Source organism: Acidovorax sp., from assembly GCF_046341535.1.
Classification (GTDB): domain Bacteria; phylum Pseudomonadota; class Gammaproteobacteria; order Burkholderiales; family Burkholderiaceae_C; genus Acidovorax.
The window spans coordinates 1-17522 of sequence record NZ_JBKDRI010000155.1 but is presented as its reverse complement, the minus strand read 5'-3'; the positions used below and the strand labels follow the sequence as shown (position 1 = coordinate 17522).

Here is a 17522-nt window from a genome sequence, read left to right as displayed (position 1 = left end):
AAAATCGGCCCCAGCGAGGACAGTTTTTGCCGAATTTGCAGCCCCATAGCCGAGCTATGGGGCAAAAAGGCGGTTAAAAATGGACCGCTGCGGTCGATTTGCAGCCGACGATTTCCAAGTCCGACAGGCTCCTAGCGCAGGCTCAGGGTCTGCCGCGTCCAGGCCGGGTCCTGCCAGCGCTGGAACAGCGGCAGCGCAGAGATATCACCGGTTACCCGCTCGGTGGTCAGGCCGTCGAGCCGCACGACCTCGAAGCTCTTGCGATAACGGCCCTGGCCCCGGGACTCGCGGGCAACCAGCATCTGCTGGCCGCCAGGCACCCAACCCGCCCACTCGGCAACGCCAGTCTCGGGTATGGCGGCGGCGGGTGGCAGGACATCGGCGATCCAGCCAGCCGCCGTTTTGCGCAGCACCCACAGCTCACGCCAGCCTTCCATTGGCTGCACCGCCAGCGCCAGGGCCGTACCCTCGCGGTTGGTGGTGGCCGATGCAGTCCACACCACGCCATAGGTGCACCGGCGCAGCAGGGGCGCGCTTGAGGGATGCTGAGCGTCCACCAAAAGCACGCAGGTGTCACCCGAGGCCCCAGGCTCGGTCAGCAGCGCCGGGCGCTTGCCGACCGGGGGTGCGGGCACCGTGGCAGGCACCAGCGCCCAACGGACTGCGCTCACGCGCATTGCGGCGTCGTTGTAGGCGCTTTGGTCTTCATCAGGCAGGTCGGCCCGGTTAACGCCGCCCAATTCCGTCAGAGCGCGGGTGGCCGCAGCGGCCACCGCCGGATCGGCCGGGTTCCTGCGCGCCTGCTGGAATGCCATGGCGCCCCACACGCTGGCGCGGCGCATCTGCACCCGGTTGCGCAAGTAGCTGGGAAGTCCCGCCACGTCTCCGTTCTCCAGCACCTGGGCCTGCCAGGCAATGAGCTTGGCGCGCTCGGATGCGGACAGGTCGGGGTTGATGCACTCGGGGCGGGTCAGTGCCAGCACGGCGCGGGCGCGCCGCGCGGCATGGGCCACCGGCATTGCCAGCAGGCGGCGAAACGCCTCGCCCTCGTAGCAAACCTGCATGCGGCCGTCCACCTCGTAGGTGGCAAACCGCAGGCCATAGCCATTGGCCACATCCAGGTGGGCGCTCAGCGCGGCGCCCGAGGCCTTGCCGGGCACCGCCACGGAGGCACGGCGGGCCAGCCGGTCAGCGAAGGTGCCAAGCGCATCCAAAGCCTGCGCTCCCTCCTCGCCCGCCAGCACGTTCGCGGGAGCGGCCTGCAGATAGGCCGCAGCAAGGCCGATGCCCAGCGCCTCGGCGCCCGGTGTGTCCTGCACAAATCGCATCACGGCCAGCAGCGCGGGGCCTTGCGCCTCGGTCAGCGCCATGCGGCGCACATCACTGGCGCGGATGAAGCCGCCCCGCTCGCGCTTGTGGTCCCACACCTGCAGGTAGTCCAGGCGCTCGCCGCGCACTTCCAGCACCTCGCCCTGCCACAGGCTGGCCTGCTGCTGGGCCCCGTCGCGCGGCGCGGCGCGCAGGCTGGCCTGGTCTTGCACCACGATGGCGCTGCCCTGGATGGCGTCCGACGAAGACTGGGGCGAGGCCTCGGCCGCCACGGTCACCACAGCACTGGCCACAGCGACCAACAAGGTTGCAAGGGTGGTGTTCATGCTCACTGCTCCGCTGCTGGCGTGGCGCTGGCGGCGTCGCCGACGGCTGCCGTCTGCGCTGCGCCGGTCTGGGCGTTGCGGTGGCCGCCCAGCAGCGCCGCGCCGATGAAGTCGCCGTTGGTGGGTGGCGGCGCGATGATGACCTGGATCTTGTCGGAAAGCTTGTCGGCCAGCGTCTTCTGGATGAGCAGCGGGTGCTTGGTCACGAGCGCGCCTTCGCGGGCCATCTGCTCGGCGTTGACCTTACCAACCCGGTCCATGCGGTAGGCCTCGGCTTCGGCCAGCTTCTGGCGGGCGTCCGCCTCGCCATGGGCTTCGATGCGGCGGGCCTGGGCGGCGCCCTCTGCGGCCTTGACGCGGGCGATGCGCTCGGCTTCGGCCTCGAGCTGGCGCTGCTCGATCTGCCGCTGCTTGAACGGCAGCACATGCTTCATGGCCTCTTCCTGGGCCTTGGCAGCAATCACCTGCTCGCGCGCAGCCGCCTCGGCGGCCACCTCACGGCGCACCTTGTCGGCGCTGGCATCGAGCTCGGTTTCCTTGACGCGCTTGTCCTTGAGATCCAGGGTGTAGCGCATCTTTTCAGACGCCAGCTCCTCGGCCAACAGGCTGTCCATGCCCCGGCGGTATTCGGCAGGAAGGTCCACCTTGCCAATTTGGATGCTGCGCAGCGTGACGCCATCGGCAGCCAGCCGGGCGCGCAGCTCGGTTTCGATGATTTGCGCAATCTCGGCGCGCTTGGACGAGAAAATTTCACGGACCGTGTAGCGTGCAAATACCTTGTAGACCAGGCCTTGCACGGCGGGCTCCACGATGTCGGTGCCTATGTCGTCGGGCAGATTGCCGGTCTTGACCGCAACAGAGTTGGGGTCGAGCGCATAGCGCACGCTCAGGTCCAATCCCAGCGACAGACCTTCGACCGACTGCAGCGGCGCGCTGCCGGTGGCCTGGCGCATCGCTTCGGGGCGATAGCTCTGGTCACGCAGGGAGAACACGCGCACGTGATGCAGGCCGGGCAGCACCCAGACGCTGCCATCGCGCCACAGGCTGACGGTGCCGGTCAACTGATTCAGGCGCACGCCCAGATCGCCTTGGGCCAGGTAATGCACCGGAGGGTTGCCGTACACCATCAGACCCGCAGCCGCAATCACGGCGCCCGCCACCAGCCAGCGGGCGGTGTGGGCGCTGGGCAGCAGGTAGGCCAGGTTCTGGCGGGGCGCTGATGGCTCCTCGCCCAGTTGCGGCAACGGGGGGGAGGCGCGCCCGGTCAGGGTCTGCACGATACGGTTCCAGGTGGCTTTCATGGGGTTGGTTCCCTCTCGGTTGGTTTCGGTGTTGTTCTCGGTTTCTGAGCCGCCGCGACGGGTGGCTCATTGAGGACCGATTGTTCGAATCCACCGCGGAAGTAACAACGCAGCGCTGTACTCAGTGCCTTCACACCGCCGGGCCAAGCCTTCCGAGCCCGGAAGAAAAACTCACACCGCCCAACACGGGCGACCGGGATAATCTGACCCAAGCTGTCTTACCCCCGCCGCCCATGACCCGCATCGCCGTGATTGAAGATGACCTGCCCACCAGCAACCAGCTGGCCGGATGGATACGCAGCGCGCGCGACGGCATCGTGATCGACCAGTGGTTCACGCGCGACGAAGCCGAGCTTGCCCTCACCCGCGAGCGCTATGACGCGGTGGTGCTGGACATCGAGCTCGGCCGCGAGCGCCACGCGGGGGTCGCGCTCATCAACGCGATCAACAAGCTGGGCCATGGCACGCCGGTGCTGGTGGTCTCGGCCATGCCTGCAGCCATCTACCGCAGCATCATGAAAGCGCTTGATGCGTGGGACTACCTGCAGAAAACCACGTTTGAAGAGGCCGACTTCATCGAGACCTTCCTTGACATCCTGCGCACCACACAGCGCGCAGCGCCTGGCGCATCGGCAGCGGCCGAGCCGCCGCCCGGCGATAGCCTGGTGCTCGACCCGCTGTGGCAGCGCAGCCCCACCTGGCGCGGCGAACGCATCAACCTGCCGCTCACGGCCCAGCGCATCCTGGCCACGCTTCACCAGCGACGGGGTGAGGTGGTCTCGTACGACGACCTGTTCGAGGTGGTGAAAAGCGGGCGCAACCGCGACAACGTGCGCAAGCATGTCAGCACCATCCGGGAGGCGCTGCGCGAGGTGGATCCGGGCTTTGAGGGCATCGAAAACGTGCCCATGCGCGGATTTCGTTGGGTGACCCCATGAGACACGGCCCTGGCGCAGCGGCGCGGCGTCACCATCCATGAAGCGCCTGCGGCGTCCCGCGCTCGACATCCCCCGCCTGGAGATGCCCCGGCTGGGGCTGCCTGCGTTTCGCCTGCGCATCCTGGTGCGAAGCGTCTTTGTGCTGCTGGCGCTGGCTACGGCGGCACTGGCAGTGATGGTGCTCAAGGATGAGAAAGACCGCGCCTGGCAGGCCTACCAGCATGGCTTTGCCCGCAGCCAGGCGGAAGTGATGGCGCGGCTGCGACACCCTTCCGGTCAACTCGCACTGCTCAATGCCGCCCATCTGGATCAGGCAGTGACTCCCCTGGCGCCGCTGCTGCTGCCTTTTGCGGCCATCGACTTCGACGACCCGCAAAAATCGCAGCAGGCGGTGGAGATGGCGGGCTGCTCGGTGCGGTACCCGGACGGCGCATCGGTGTGTGCGGCGATTGGCAACAACCCGTATGCCGGGGGCTTCATCTATCTGGTGGGGAGTTTCTACGCCGGCGAGTTGACGCCACGCGAGCGCGGTTCGCTCGTGCCGTCTGAAGCGCATCGCGCGCGCGTGGCGCTGGACATGCGCGGCGTCCATTACCAGTGGATCGCGCCGTACGAGGCACTGCCCTCGCCAGGCCACTCCGGGGCGCGAGGTCGCCTCACCGGTTTTACAGACAGCGGCGCGGCCCAGCTCGACGCGCGGGCGCGGCCCGTGCGCGATTTCCGCGGATGGCTGTGGCAAAGCGGGCCTTGCCGCGACCTGCCACCACCAGTGTCGGCGGGCACCGCGGCTGACGCTGCCCATGCCGCAACGACATGCCAGCGCCGCACCGACTACTCGATCCGTCTGCCCGTGGAGTTGTTCAGGCAAGCGCTGTTTCGCAAGGACGAGCGCATTGTCTGGCCACCCGCCGACCTGGCCAGCATGCGACTGCGGGTGGAAATGCTGGCGCCGGGAGACGATGCAAAGCCCCTGTTTGACAGCGATGCCCCCGGCGCGCAGTTGGCATCGTCGCTCGCAGAGGTCTCGCGCAGCCTGCTGCCCGGAGAGCGGGTGCAGATCGAAAAGCTGGGCGGTAACGATGCCGGCAGCATCACCCTCAAGGGCAGGGACGTGCTCGCCGAGCCGTCGGCACCGTGGCTGCTGCGCCTGATCCGCTGGCTGCCGCTGGAAGCGGCGGGTGTGGGCCCGGCCACCCTTGCGTCACCGGCCGCAACCGCGCGGGATCTGCTGGAGACGTCGACGGGCACCTATGCCGTGGATTTTGTCGGCAACCTGCACGGCGTGGAGATGGGGCTGGCTGCGGTGGCTACCCGTCTGTCGTGGTATCTGGGCGCCATGCTTGCGGCCATTGGCCTGGCGTGGCTGGTCATCGAGGTGGGGCTGATACGCCGCGTGACGGCGCTGACGCGGCGCGCGGCGGCCGTGTCTTACAACGTGCAGCCGGGGCACACCGGACCGCGCCTGGGCGATCTTGAGGTGTCCGACCTGCGTGGGTCGGACGAGCTGGGCATTCTCGCTGGCGGGCTGGCCGACCTGCTGCAGCGCGTGAAAGGCGACATGCACCGCGAACAGCTGCGCGCCGGGCAAGAGCGGGACATGTGGCACGCCGTGGGCCACGAGATCATGTCGCCTCTGCAATCCCTGATGGTGCTGCACGGCCCGGACGATCCGGGCTATCGCTACGTGCATCGCATGCAGCAAGCCGTGCATGTGCTGTACGGCACGGCATCACCCGCCGAGGCGCTGCAGGCTGCAGACATGCCCCAGGGACGGCTTGATCTGGATGATTTTTTGCGCCACGTGGCGGGCAACGCGCATTTCGCTGGCATCGGTGATGTGGTGTACGGTGGCACGCCGACCCCGGTCATCGTGCGTGCGGACGAATTCGCACTGGAAGACGTGGTCACCCATATCCTGCGCAATGCCGACCGCTATCGCCCCGCTGGGACCCCGATCACGCTGAGCCTGTCGGCGTCCGAATCGACGGCCTGCGCCGCGATCCACAACCAGGGCTCCACCATTGAACCCGCGCTGCTGGAGCAGATCTTTGAGCTGGGCGTGTCGGACCCGGGCGGCGCACAAGACGATGGCCACGCCAGCCATCGCGGTCAGGGGCTCTTTGTGGCGCGCACCTACATGACCAAGATGGGCGGGACCATCCACGCACGCAATACGGGCGACGGCGTGGAGTTTCGGCTGACCTTCCAGCGGCTCGGCTGAGGCCGCCGGGCGGCCATTCACCCGCCGTGCCTGGCGATGCGTTAGCCCGCCAGCTGGGCGCGCATGGCGTCGATGACGCCCCGGTAATCGGGCTTGCCGAAAATGGCGCTGCCGGCCACGAAGGTATCGGCCCCTGCATGGGCCACCCGGCGGATGTTGTCGGTCTTGATGCCACCATCGACTTCCAGGCGGATGTCCTTGCCGCTGGCATCAATGCGCCTGCGCACGGCTTCTATCTTGCGCAGCGCGGAGTCGATGAAACTCTGGCCACCGAAACCCGGGTTCACGCTCATGATCAGGATGAGATCGATGTCGTCGATCACCCAGTCCAGCACGTCCAGCGGCTCGGCGGGGTTGAACACCAGACCGGGCTTGACGCCCTTGGATCGGATGGCCTGGACGCTGCGGTGCACATGGCCCGATGCGTCAGGGTGAAAGCTGATGTAGTCGGCCCCTGCATCGGCGAAGGCGGCCGCCAGGGCGTCCACCGGCTGGATCATCAGATGCACGTCAATCGGCACGGCGCGACCGTCGGGCGTCCTGGCATGCGGCTTGAGCGCCTGGCACACCATGGGGCCAAAGGTCAGGTTGGGCACATAGTGGTTGTCCATCACGTCGAAATGGATCCAGTCAGCGCCAGCGGCAATGACGCTGCTCACCTCCTGGCCCAGGCGGGCGAAGTCGGCGGAGAGAATGGAAGGGGCAATTTGGTAGGTGCGGCTCATGGCCCGATTGTCTCAAAGCGCGCGCAGTGGCGCTCTGCCGCAGGGCGGCTGTCGATTTGCAGCCCGCCACGGTTACCATTCGGGCCATGCCCAAGAACCAGTTTGATGTGCAGGTGGTGCCGGAATATCTGCCCGACCAGTCCACCCCGGAAGCCGGCGTGTTCAGCTTCGCCTACACCATCACGATCACCAACGCCGGCGACGGCCCCGCCCAGCTGATCTCGCGGCACTGGATCATCAGCGACTCGCACGGGCACACCGAAGAGGTCCGGGGCCTGGGTGTGGTCGGCCACCAGCCCCTGCTCAAGCCCGGCGAATCCTTCCAGTACACCAGCGGGTGCCGACTGCGCACTGCGAGCGGAACCATGCACGGCACGTTCCACTGCGTGACCGAAGAAGGTCTTCCGTTTACCGCACCGGTGACGCTGTTCGTGCTGGAGGCACTGAGCCACGGGCCCTCCGGCGAACCCATGTCCGGACGGGTGCTGCATTGAGCCCCCGCCTTGCCCCGCCTCACCAGCTGACCGACCTGTTAGCCCGGCTGGAGCCCGCAGGCGAGTTGGCCCACCGCCACCTCTGGCTGATCCACCTGATGGAATGGGTACGCGGCACGCGGGAGTCGGTGCCCGAGTCCATCGCCAGGGTACAGCTTTTTCTGGACGTGGTGCAGGCCAGGCCCGAGCTGCAGCAGCGCCTACGGGCATGGTGGGCCACGCTGGTGGACCATGTGGACATCACCACCTTGCTGGCCGACTTTGGCTTTGCATCCCGCATCGCCCTCGTCAGCGAAGTGGCTGAACGGCTGCGCACCAAGCTGCTGCCGGGCAGCCCCGAGACGATTGATGCGTCCGAGCTGTTCATGCTGGCGCTGCCGACGCGGTTCGATGCGCAGTGGCTCACGGCGCTGTCCGAGGCACAGCTCGATCAGCTCGTGGGCCTGCTGTCGACGCCCGCATCCCCCGACGACGCGCCCCGCGCCGGTGGGCCCACCCTGTGGCATCGCGCATTGCTCGATGCCATCACCTACTGCGCCGGCCAGATCCTGTCGACCGGCTTCGCGCCCGAACTGCGGCTGCGCATGAGCGAGGCCGCGCGTGAAGAGCAGCCTTTTCATGCCCTGATCCGCGATGTGGAAAACCTGCGGGCCGAGGTGCTGCACGCCGCGCGCTCGCCCGACCGGATCAACGACTGCGCCCAGCGCCTGCGCGACCGGCTGGAAGCCTGCCGTGCGGCCGCTGCCACCGTCTATGCGCACTTTGAGGACAACGGGATCTCGGTGGACCTGGTGTTTCGCTTGCGGCAGCTGCGCAAGCGCATCCTGCGGGTGCGCGAGCTGCTGGACTGCCTGCTGTCTGCGCGGCCAGCGGCATCGGCCGCCCTGCTCATGGCGCACCTGGTGATCGTGGGCCAGGAGCGACGCAGCCTGCGCGCACTGATGGGCGCCAACTTGTCGCTGCTGGCTGCCAAGGTGGCCGAGCGCAGCGCTGAGACCGGTGAGCACTACATCACCCGCGACGGCGCGCAATACCGGGAAATGCTGCGCAAAGCCGCTGGCGGCGGCGCGCTGATGGCGCTGACCACGCTGGCCAAGTTCGGGCTGTACACACTGGCGCTGTCGGCCTTCTGGGGCGGCTTTTTGGCGGGGGTGAACTACGCCATTTCGTTCGTGCTGATCCAGCTACTGCATTTCACGGTGGCCACCAAACAGCCCGCCATGACGGCCCCCGCCATGGCCGCCAAGCTCAAGGACCTGGATTCCACCGGCGCGGTGGAATCCTTCGTGGACGAAGTCACGCACCTGGTGCGCTCGCAGGTGGCCGCTGTGCTGGGCAATGTGCTGGTGGTGTTCCCGGCGGTGCTGGGGCTGTCGCTGCTCATCGCCACGGCGCTGGGCGAGCCGGCCATCAGCCACCACACGGCAGAGCATGTGCTGGAGTCACTGCATCTGCTGGGCCCTTCGGTCCTGTTTGCTGCCTTCACCGGCGTGCTGCTGTTTTCATCGAGCCTCATGGCGGGCTGGACCGAGAACTGGTTTGTGCTCAACCGCCTGGACTCAGCCATCGAATACAACCCGCGCATCACACGCCTGCTGGGGGCGCCGCGTGCCGCGCGGTGGGCGCGTTTTCTGCGCGAGAACATTTCGGGCTTTGCAGCCAACATTTCGCTGGGCTTCATGCTGGGGCTGGTGCCTGCATTTGCAGCGTTTTTCGGCCTGGGCCTGGATGTGCGCCACGTCACCCTGTCCACCGGGCAGATGGGGGCGGCCCTGGCCTCGCTGGGCCTCCAGGCCCTGCACATGCCCGCCTTCTGGTGGGCTGTGGTCACGCTGCCGCTGCTGGGCGTGCTCAATGTATCGGTGAGCTTCTACCTTGCCTTTAACGTCGCTCTGCGGGCCCACAGCCTCAGTGGCTTGCAGCGTTCAGACATCTACGCCGCGATCCGCCGTCGCCTGCGCAAGGCCCCCCTGTCATTTTTTGTCCCCGCCCGCAACGCGGGCTGACGGGCTCCGGGGCGTGCCGGGCTGGCATTGCGCACAATCTCCCCATGGGTGAATTCGATGTGATTGCGCGGTATTTCACGCGCCCGGTGCGGCACGCTGCCCTTGGGGTGGGGGACGACTGCGCGCTGCTGGCCCCTACGCCGGGCATGCAGCTGGCCGTCTCCAGCGACATGCTGGTGGAAGGCCGCCACTTCTTTGCCGATGTAGACCCCGAGGCCCTGGGCCACAAGGCGCTGGCTGTGAACCTGTCGGACCTGGCCGCGTGCGGCGCTCGCCCCATGGCGTTCACGCTGGCGCTGGCGCTGCCCCGGGTGGACGAGACATGGCTGGCCGGTTTCTCGCGCGGGCTGCTGGCACTGGCCGACGAACATGATTGCGAGCTGGTGGGGGGCGACACCACCCAGGGCCCGCTGAACATCTGCATCACCGTGTTCGGCGAGGTGCCCGCAGGCCAGGCCCTGCTGCGCAGCGGCGCGCGGCCGGGTGACGACATCTATGTGAGCGGCACGCTGGGCGATGCCCGGCTGGCCCTGCAGGCCCTGCTGGGCCACATCGCCCTGCCCGCCCAGGTGCTGGCCCGCGCGCGCCAGCGGCTGGAGCGCCCTACCCCGCGTGTGGCGCTGGGGCTGGCCCTGCGGGGCGTGGCCCACAGTGCGATGGACGTGAGCGACGGGCTGCTGGGGGACCTCTCGCACATCCTCAAGGCCTCTGGCGCTGGCGCCCGCATCGACACCCATGCCGCTTCTTTTTTAATAGCAGAAAAAGCTTACGCATCAGGCGTAACAGGCTATTTTGATATTGAACTGGTGCGCCAGTGCACCCTGGCAGGCGGCGACGACTACGAGCTCGTCTTCACTGCACCGCCCGAGCGCCGTGACGCCGTGGCCGCAGCCGCGCAGGCCAGCCAGACCCGGGTGAGCCGCATTGGCACCGTGGAGGCCGAGCCGGGGCTGCGGCTTCTGGACGCCCTGGGGCAGCCCCTGGAAAACCGCTACGCATCGTTTGACCACTTCGGGTAGGCGCAGCCGCGCTCCGATATTTTTTTGTGGGCCCATGAATCCTTGTGCCCGGTCAGCGCCTCTTGGTGGAGAGGACACCCCGTGTCGGTGTCCTGTTCAACCCCTGAAGGAGTATTTGCCATGTGGTTTCGCAAAAACATGAAGCGTCCGGAAAGCCTGCTGCGCATTGCCGCGGGCCTGGCCATGGCGGCTGTCAGCCTGTGGTGGCAGGGCGCATCGCCGCTGGGCCTGGCCCTCGCAGCGGCCGGCGTGGGTATCGGGCTGACCGGGGCTTTTGGCTACTGCCCAGCCTGCGCCATGATGGGGCGTCAACCCACCGAGTAAAGCCCATGGCAGACGCGAACCCCCGAGCACGCACCGTGGCCCAGCTGCTGCCCGCCGCCCGCCAGGGCGATGCACAGGCCATGGAGCAACTGTTGCAACTGGCGCGCCCGGACATTCGCCGCTGCGCGCAGCGCCACTGCGCGGCCTCGGCAGCGACCGATGACGTGGTGCAGGAGGCGCTGATCATCGTGTACCGCCGCGTCGGCATGCTGCGCGAGGTGGCCGCCTTTGGCGGCTGGGTGCTGCGCATCGTGCAGCGCCTGTGCATGCGCCCCGTGCTGACCTGGCTGCGCGCTGAACCGCTGGCTCAGGTGGAAGACCACCTCGATTGGTCCCACCGGCCCGACCACGAACTGCGCCATGACCTGGCGATGGCCATCGACTCCTTGCCGCCCCTGTACCGAGAGGCCTTGCTGCTACGCGACTTCGAGGAGCTGACCATCGAGGAAATAAGCCAGCGCCTGGGGGTGACTCGCGAGGCAGCGAAGAGCCGTCTGCATCGCGCCCGCAACCTGGTGCGCGAGTATCTGTCGCCACGCACCAGCGCGGGCCATGCCCGCACCCCGGACGGCCGGGCATAGGGGGCACCTCCAACCCAGCCCGTTACACCCGCACGAACCGCTCCAGCGGCCGCCGCGGTGTGGCCGGCACCGCGCCCTTGCCATAGCCGATGCGGCAGAACATCTGCACGGTTTCATCACCGGCCACGCGCGGCGCGGGCTTGCCCAGCACCAGCTGGTGCGCGCGCTCGTAGTGCGGAGCCATCTCGGCAAACTCCTGCAGCGCCTGGCTCATGGGGTGCATGCCAACCCCCAATGCCGTGGACTGCAATTGCAGCCGCACGTAGGCACGACCGGCGTTGATCTGGTCGCTGCGGCTGTTGCCGCCCGTGATCCACACAAAGCCCATGGCCGTGCGGCTGTGGCCCTCAAAGCGTTCCATCGCGCTCTTGTAGGCTGCGCTGCCTTCGGCGGGCGGTGCGGCGCGGTCAAACATGCCCAGCGCCGTCACCGCGCGGATGAACGGCGAGTTCAGCGAGATGCCGTCTCGGTGCTGGAGGATCTCTGCCGGGCCCACGCGGGTGAGGTGGATGCTCTCCATCATGGTGCGCGGCGTGAGGATCTCGACCTTGGCGGAATCCCAGCACAGCGTGCGCAGTGCGGGCAGGCGGGAGGCATCCACAGTGCCGCCAACGCGCAGCCCCGGTGCCGGATTGACCGGCCCTTGCAGCAGGGCGGCGAGGGTTTCGGGTGTCACCACGCGGGCCGTGTCGTAGTCGGACTTCGGCGTGCGGCGCTGCAGGACCTGCGCAAACAGCGGGTCGGGCTTGCCGCCGGGCGACAGTTGCAGCACCGCGATAGGCCGCTCGCTCCAGCCCTTGAGGTCGCCAGGCAGCTCGCCCTCGGGCCACAGACGCACCTCGCTTTGCAGGCCTTCCTGCGCCAGCGCCATCACCAGCAGCTCCAAAAAGGCGCCATGGCCGATCAGGATCTGGCGGCCGAACGGGTCGGTATGCGGCAGCACGCGCTGTGGGTCGGTGGTGATGGTGATGCGGCCCGGCACGCGCAGGTCGGCCACCCAGGGCTGCAGGTTGTGCGGGTTGGGCGCGGTGATGGCATAGGCCAGCGCGCGCTTGCGCGGGTCGCCCAGTTCGCCGGGCCCGCGCCAGGCCTCCACGGCTTCGGGCGGGTACTCGCCGCTCAGCGCACCGCAGGCGGCCAAAGAGGCTGCCGATGCGGCGATGACGGTGCCGCCGCCAGCCAGGCGGATGAAGTTTCGACGGTTCATGAACAACTCCTTTGGCCAGCGGCCATGTCGGTGTGGAAAGAAAAAACAGGTACCTCAGGGCAGCGAACGATGGCGCCCGCTGGTGCAATCAGGCAGCCACTGGATGCGGGATAGCGCGGGAGGCCCAGCCCAAGTCGTCCAGCGACTGGTGTACGGCCTGGCCGAACGGTGTGTGCGGCTCTGGGCCGATCAGGGCACACAAGCGACTGTGATCAAGGCTGTGCGGCGTCGTCCAGAGGTAGCGCATAGACGCCAGAGCGGCCATGGAGGGCATGGCCAGTCCTGCCAGGCGCAGCAGTGGCCAAGGCAGCGACCCCATCCGCAGAGGCTGCCCCGCCGGCAGCCAGCCCCGCGCTACGGCCTCGCCGTGCAGGGCTTGCAGCCACGGTTGCGCAGTGACGGCGTGCCCGGCGAAGTGCAGGCGGTCGAACGCCGCCAACCGGTGCCGGTGCTGCGCCACCTTCACCAACGCTGCGGCCAGGTCGGGCAGATATGCCCAGGCAGTCACCACCCCCTGCGGACCGGGCCAGGTCACGCGGCCACGGGGCAGGTCCTTGGCGATGGCCAGGTCGAGCCAGCTACCCGTGCCGCTGCCGAAGAAACTGCCAGCGCGCAACACCACGGCGCGCATGACGCCGTCGTGGGTGGCTGCTTGCAGGCGCTGCTCCAGCTGCACACGTACCTTGCCCATCGGCGTGGTCGGCTGCTGGGGCGTGTCCTCGTTCAGCACGGCGGGCATGCCGTGGCCATAGTTGTACACATTGCCCGGCAGCATCAGCGTGGCGCGCAGGCGGCGAGCCACGGCAATGGCAGCGTCCATCAGGGCGGGCGCCTCATCGCTCCAGGCCCTGTGCGTGTAGGCCGGATTCAACGCGTGCACCACCACCTGGGCGTCCTGTGCCTGGGCTGCCAGTGCGGCCGTGTCATGCACATCGGCACGCAACCACTGCACGCCATCGATGGCCGGCAGCGCCCCAGCGCCGGGCCGCGCCTGGGCGACCACCGGCCAGCCAGCCTGGGCAAACGCCCGCACTGCAGCCAGTCCGAAACGGCCACGGGCACCCAACACCAGCACGGCGGAGGGCGCAGCGGGCGGCGCATTGGTGAATCGGTGTGGTGTCATGCGGGCTCCAGACATAGTGGGGATGACAGGATTGTGGAAACCCGCGGCAATCTACACAATTGCCTAGCACCACATACCAGATATTCATTGATGAATATCTTGAAGGTCGTCAAATCCACCCGTCACCTCAACACACACGCCATGAAAAAGAACTTTGACTGGAGTCTGATACGGTCATTTCTGGCCGCGCTGGACCAGGGCAGCCTGCTGGGCGCAGCGCGCGTTCTCGATGCCAGCCAGCCCACCATAGGCCGTCACATTGCCGAGCTGGAATCACAGCTGGGGGTGGTGCTGTTTGAGCGCACCGGCCGAGGGCTGTCGCCCACGGCCACCGCCCTGCGCCTGGCCGAATCAGCTCGTGGCATGGAGGCCAACGCGCACCAGCTCGCGCGCAGCGTGTCGGGCGCAGAGACGACCATCCGCGGCACCGTGCGCATCACCGCCAGCCAGCCCGTTGCGTGCGTGCTGATCCCCCCGGTGCTCGCCCGCATGCGCCAGGCACTGCCAGACGTGCAGGTCGAGCTGGTGGCCAGCAACGAAGTCACCAACCTGCTGCGCCGCGAGGCAGACATTGCCCTGCGCATGGTGCGCCCCGATCAGGTCAGCCTGATCGCAAAGCGCATTGGCACTGTGGCGCTGGGCGCGTTCGCCCACCGCGACTACCTGCGTCGCAAGGGAACACCACGCCAGCCACCCGAGCTGCTCCAGCATGAGCTGATTGGCGGCGACCGCAACGAGGATATCCAGCAGGGGTTTGCCGCCGAGGGATACCCGGTCGAACGCGGGCATTTTGCGTTTCGTACCGACGACCTCATGGCCTACTGGGCGGCAGTGCGCGCCGGGCTGGGCATCGGCTTTGTGGGCACCTACATGGCCCGCACCGACCCGGATGTGGTGCAGGTGCTGCCCATGCTGTCGCTGCCCGAACTGCCCATCTGGCTGACGGTGCACCGCGAGATTCGCAGCAGCCAGCGGATTCGCGCGGTGTATGACTTTCTGGCGCGGGAGGTGCCCGGGGTGCTGTAGCAGCCAGACTGCCGCGGGCCCGGCATGGCTTGTACAAGCCCTATCCGGCGCACGACTTAGCACGCACCCATCACCGCAATGGTCAGCGACGCGCCAGCCGCCACGGCGGCGCGTTGGAAAGCGCTGCAGCACCACTCCCAGCGCCATCGCCTGATCGCGCGTGGTCGGGCCGAGGCCGGGCAGCACACTGGCAAAGCCAAAGCTGTGGCTGCGGGCGAAGCCGCACACCGCTTTCGCGATTGTCGCGCCAGCCGCGACAATCGCGCCATGGCCGAATCCCATCTCTCTCACGCCGCCCCGTCCGCCCGCCCTGGCGTGCGCTTTTTGCTGGCGCATCCCGCGCACTTCATTGCGCTGGGTTTCGGTGCCGGCCTATCACCGGTGGCCCCGGGCACGGTGGGCACGCTCTGGGCGTGGCTGACGTTCGGCGTCTTGCAGCTCTGGTTGTCGCCCGCCCAGATCGGCCTGCTGCTGGCAGGCAGCACGCTGGTAGGCTGGTGGGCGTGCACCATCACCGCACAGCATATGCGCGTGGCCGACCCCGGCAGCATCGTCTGGGATGAGGTGGTGGCCTTTTGGCTGGTGTTGTGGGTGGCCATGCCCATGGGCCTGTGGGGGCAGTTGGCCGCGTTTGCGCTGTTCCGCTTTTTCGACGCTGCCAAGCCCGGCCCCGTGGCCTGGGCCGACGGCCTGTTCAAAGGTTTTGGCTGGCGTGGCGGCTGGGGTATCCTCTTTGATGATTTTGTGGCCGCCTTTTGCACCCTGCTCGTCATAGCCTTCTGGAGATTCTGATGACCGTTACGTCGCTATCCAACAGTGAGCTTCAAGCACTTGATGTCGATGCCCTGCAGGCCAACTTGACGCAGATCTCTCTGATCCTGATGCAGCACGGGCACCGCCTGGCCACCGCCGAAAGCTGCACGGGCGGCATGATCGCCGCGGCCTGCACCGACACGGCTGGATCCAGCCAGTGGTTCGAGCGCGGCTTTGTGAGCTATTCCAACGCCGCCAAGACCGAGATGCTGGGCGTGCCCGCCGGCCTCATCGAGCAGCACGGAGCCGTGAGCGAAGAGGTGGTGCGGGCCATGGCCGACGGCGCCATCGCGCATTCGCAGGCCCACGTCAGCCTGGCCGTGACCGGTGTGGCCGGGCCTACGGGCGGCACCGCTGCCAAGCCGGTGGGCACCGTCTGGTTTGGCTGGTGCGTGAACGGCCAGACCCATACCGAGAGGCAGCACTTTGCGGGCGACCGCGCCACCGTGCGCGCAGCCGCGGTGCGCTATGCCCTGCAACGGCTGCTCGGCTGGCTCACCGCCTGAACAAGCCGTCCGGGCCTTGCACGCCTGACTGAACCCATGACTGAACCCATGACTGAACCCATGACCGAGCCCATGACCGAGCCCATGACTGAGCCCATGACGGCTGCCCCCCCCTGGTTTGACGGCTTTTCAGCGCAGCGGATTGCCACGACGGACGCCGAGATCTTCGTGCGCACCGGCGGGGCGGCCGGTGCGCCGCCGCTGTTGCTGCTCCACGGCTTTCCGCAAACGCATGCCCTGTGGCACCGCGTGGCCCAGCAGCTGGCACGCGACTTCTTCCTGGTGCTGCCGGACTTGCGCGGCTACGGCGATTCGTCCCACGCGCCGGGCCGGCCCGACCACGCCAACTACAGCAAGCGTGCCATGGCCCAGGACATGGCCGAGGTGATGACGGCCCTGGGCCACGACAGCTTCTTTCTGTGCGGACATGACCGGGGCGGCCGCGTGGCGCACCGGCTGGCGCTGGACCATGCCGCGCGCGTGCGCAAGTTGTGCCTGATCGACATCGCGCCCACGCTGGACATGTATGCCCGCACCGACATGGAGTTTGCGCGCGCCTACTACCACTGGTTCCACCTGATCCAGCCCGCGCCGCTGCCCGAAACCATGATTGGCGGCAACGCGCGTGCTTACCTGCACGCCAAGCTCGGTGGCTGGGGTAGCGTGGGCCTGAGCTACATCGAGCCCCAGGCGCTGGCCGAATACGAACGCTGCTTTTGCACGCCCGAGGCCATCCACACCGCCTGCGAGGACTACCGGGCCAGCGCGGGCATCGACCTCGAGCACGACCGCGAAAGCCGCGCAGGCGGCCTGAAAATCACCTGCGACACGCTGGTGATCTGGGGGGAACGTGGCGTGGTGCACCGCCTGTTTGAGCCGTTGGCACTGTGGCAGGCGCAGTGCAGCGGCCGTGTCACCGGCGAAGCCGTGCCCGCAGGGCATTTCATCCCAGAGCAATTGCCCGAGGCCACGGCCCGCGCGCTGCGCGACTTCATGCGCTGAATGCGACGGGTGGGGGCCGGGGGGGGGCAGGTCTGCGCCCTCCAAGCCCGTTGTAGCATCGCCACCCCTGAGGAAGAAAACCCATGCACCCCAACGCCCAGACCCTGCAACGCTTTTACTCCGCCTTTGCACAGCTGGACCACGCCACCATGGCCGCGTGCTATGCACCCGACGCCACCTTTGATGACGAAGCCTTTTCGCTCAAGGGCCGCGAGCAGGTGGTGGGCATGTGGCGCATGCTGTGCACCGCCACCCAGAAGCCAGGCGCGCGCGAGCACTGGAAGCTTGACTCCAGCGGCATCGAGGCCGACGCACAAGGCGGCCAGGCCCATTGGGAGGCGCATTACCTCTTCAGCGCCACCGGGCGCACGGTGCACAACATCATCGACGGCCGCTTCACCTTCACGCCCGACGGGTTGATTGCCACGCACCGCGACCGCTTTAGCCCGAATATTTCACGGCAATTGGTCGAAGGCGGAGCGAAGCGAGTTTTTCTGTTGATTTTGGGCTGCCAAGTGCTCTGGCCAGGGCTTTGATGTGCTGCAAAAGGCTATGGCGTGGTAACCAGGCACACCGGCCCC

Annotated in this window: 17 protein-coding genes; 12 read left to right on the top strand and 5 right to left on the bottom strand. The window is 67.6% G+C overall.

The features are described 5' to 3' along the window. Positions 1-131 precede the first annotated feature (131 nt). The gene (locus ACK543_RS11475; protein WP_409942981.1) at positions 132-1655 is read right to left on the bottom strand and encodes a hypothetical protein; all 1524 of its coding nucleotides are present in this window, start codon (positions 1653-1655) and stop codon (positions 132-134) included. A gap of 2 nt (positions 1656-1657) precedes the next feature. After that, the gene (locus tag ACK543_RS11470; protein WP_409942980.1) at positions 1658-2956 is read right to left on the bottom strand and encodes an SPFH domain-containing protein; all 1299 of its coding nucleotides are present in this window, start codon (positions 2954-2956) and stop codon (positions 1658-1660) included. A gap of 233 nt (positions 2957-3189) precedes the next feature. Here ACK543_RS11470 and ACK543_RS11465 point away from each other — a divergent pair, with 233 nt between their 5' ends. Both ACK543_RS11465 and ACK543_RS11460 read left to right on the top strand, forming a co-directional pair. Then, positions 3190-3894, top strand: coding sequence for a response regulator transcription factor (locus ACK543_RS11465; protein ID WP_409942979.1), 705 nt, complete (start codon positions 3190-3192; stop codon positions 3892-3894). 37 nt (positions 3895-3931) lie between these two features. Next, positions 3932-6115 (top strand): sensor histidine kinase, encoded by a 2184-nt coding sequence (locus ACK543_RS11460; RefSeq protein ID WP_409942978.1) that lies wholly within the window; start codon positions 3932-3934, stop codon positions 6113-6115. 41 nt (positions 6116-6156) lie between these two features. On the opposite strand, the gene rpe is transcribed toward ACK543_RS11460, so the two are convergent. After that, positions 6157-6840: a ribulose-phosphate 3-epimerase gene (gene rpe, locus ACK543_RS11455; protein WP_409942977.1), complete on the bottom strand. Its 684-nt coding sequence runs from the start codon at positions 6838-6840 to the stop codon at positions 6157-6159. Between the two features lie 86 nt (positions 6841-6926). Between rpe and apaG the strand changes: the two genes are divergently transcribed. From apaG to ACK543_RS11430, 5 genes are all read left to right on the top strand, one after another. Then, entirely contained in the window at positions 6927-7334 is a 408-nt protein-coding gene (apaG, locus tag ACK543_RS11450) for a Co2+/Mg2+ efflux protein ApaG (RefSeq protein ID WP_409942976.1), read from the top strand. Further along, entirely contained in the window at positions 7331-9340 is a 2010-nt protein-coding gene (locus ACK543_RS11445; RefSeq protein WP_409942975.1) for a site-specific recombinase, read from the top strand. The genes apaG and ACK543_RS11445 overlap by 4 nt, the downstream gene beginning before the upstream one ends. A 44-nt stretch (positions 9341-9384) precedes the next feature. Beyond that, the gene (gene thiL / locus ACK543_RS11440; protein WP_409942974.1) at positions 9385-10359 is read left to right on the top strand and encodes a thiamine-phosphate kinase; all 975 of its coding nucleotides are present in this window, start codon (positions 9385-9387) and stop codon (positions 10357-10359) included. Positions 10360-10479: 120 nt separating this feature from the next. Continuing rightward, positions 10480-10683 carry a DUF2892 domain-containing protein gene (locus tag ACK543_RS11435; protein WP_409942973.1) on the top strand — a complete coding sequence of 68 codons (204 nt, stop codon included), beginning with the start codon at positions 10480-10482 and terminating at the stop codon, positions 10681-10683. Positions 10684-10688: 5 nt separating this feature from the next. Then, positions 10689-11264, top strand: a complete 576-nt coding sequence (locus ACK543_RS11430) for an RNA polymerase sigma factor (RefSeq protein ID WP_409942972.1) — start codon at positions 10689-10691, stop codon at positions 11262-11264. A 22-nt stretch (positions 11265-11286) separates the two neighbouring features. Here the strand turns inward: ACK543_RS11430 and ACK543_RS11425 are convergent, their stop codons facing one another. Together ACK543_RS11425 and ACK543_RS11420 are read right to left on the bottom strand one after the other, a co-directional pair. Next, positions 11287-12471 (bottom strand): Acg family FMN-binding oxidoreductase, encoded by a 1185-nt coding sequence (locus ACK543_RS11425; protein WP_409942971.1) that lies wholly within the window; start codon positions 12469-12471, stop codon positions 11287-11289. Positions 12472-12559: 88 nt separating this feature from the next. Further along, a complete protein-coding gene (locus ACK543_RS11420; RefSeq protein WP_409942970.1) occupies positions 12560-13594 on the bottom strand; it encodes an NAD-dependent epimerase/dehydratase family protein in 1035 nt (344 codons plus the stop codon). Between the two features lie 141 nt (positions 13595-13735). Here ACK543_RS11420 and ACK543_RS11415 point away from each other — a divergent pair, with 141 nt between their 5' ends. The 5 genes from ACK543_RS11415 (at position 13736) to ACK543_RS11395 (ending at position 17477) form a co-directional block, all read left to right on the top strand. After that, positions 13736-14620, top strand: a complete 885-nt coding sequence (locus ACK543_RS11415; RefSeq protein WP_409942983.1) for a LysR family transcriptional regulator — start codon at positions 13736-13738, stop codon at positions 14618-14620. Positions 14621-14887: 267 nt separating this feature from the next. After that, on the top strand, positions 14888-15412 hold the full coding sequence (locus ACK543_RS11410; RefSeq protein ID WP_409942969.1) for a phosphatidylglycerophosphatase A: 525 nt from the start codon (positions 14888-14890) through the stop codon (positions 15410-15412). Continuing rightward, positions 15412-15939 (top strand): CinA family protein, encoded by a 528-nt coding sequence (locus ACK543_RS11405; protein WP_409942968.1) that lies wholly within the window; start codon positions 15412-15414, stop codon positions 15937-15939. The genes ACK543_RS11410 and ACK543_RS11405 overlap by 1 nt, the downstream gene beginning before the upstream one ends. 96 nt (positions 15940-16035) lie before the next feature. Further along, on the top strand, positions 16036-16941 hold the full coding sequence (locus tag ACK543_RS11400; RefSeq protein ID WP_409942982.1) for an alpha/beta fold hydrolase: 906 nt from the start codon (positions 16036-16038) through the stop codon (positions 16939-16941). Positions 16942-17024: 83 nt separating this feature from the next. Then, the gene (locus ACK543_RS11395; protein ID WP_409942967.1) at positions 17025-17477 is read left to right on the top strand and encodes a nuclear transport factor 2 family protein; all 453 of its coding nucleotides are present in this window, start codon (positions 17025-17027) and stop codon (positions 17475-17477) included. Positions 17478-17522: the final 45 nt, after the last annotated feature.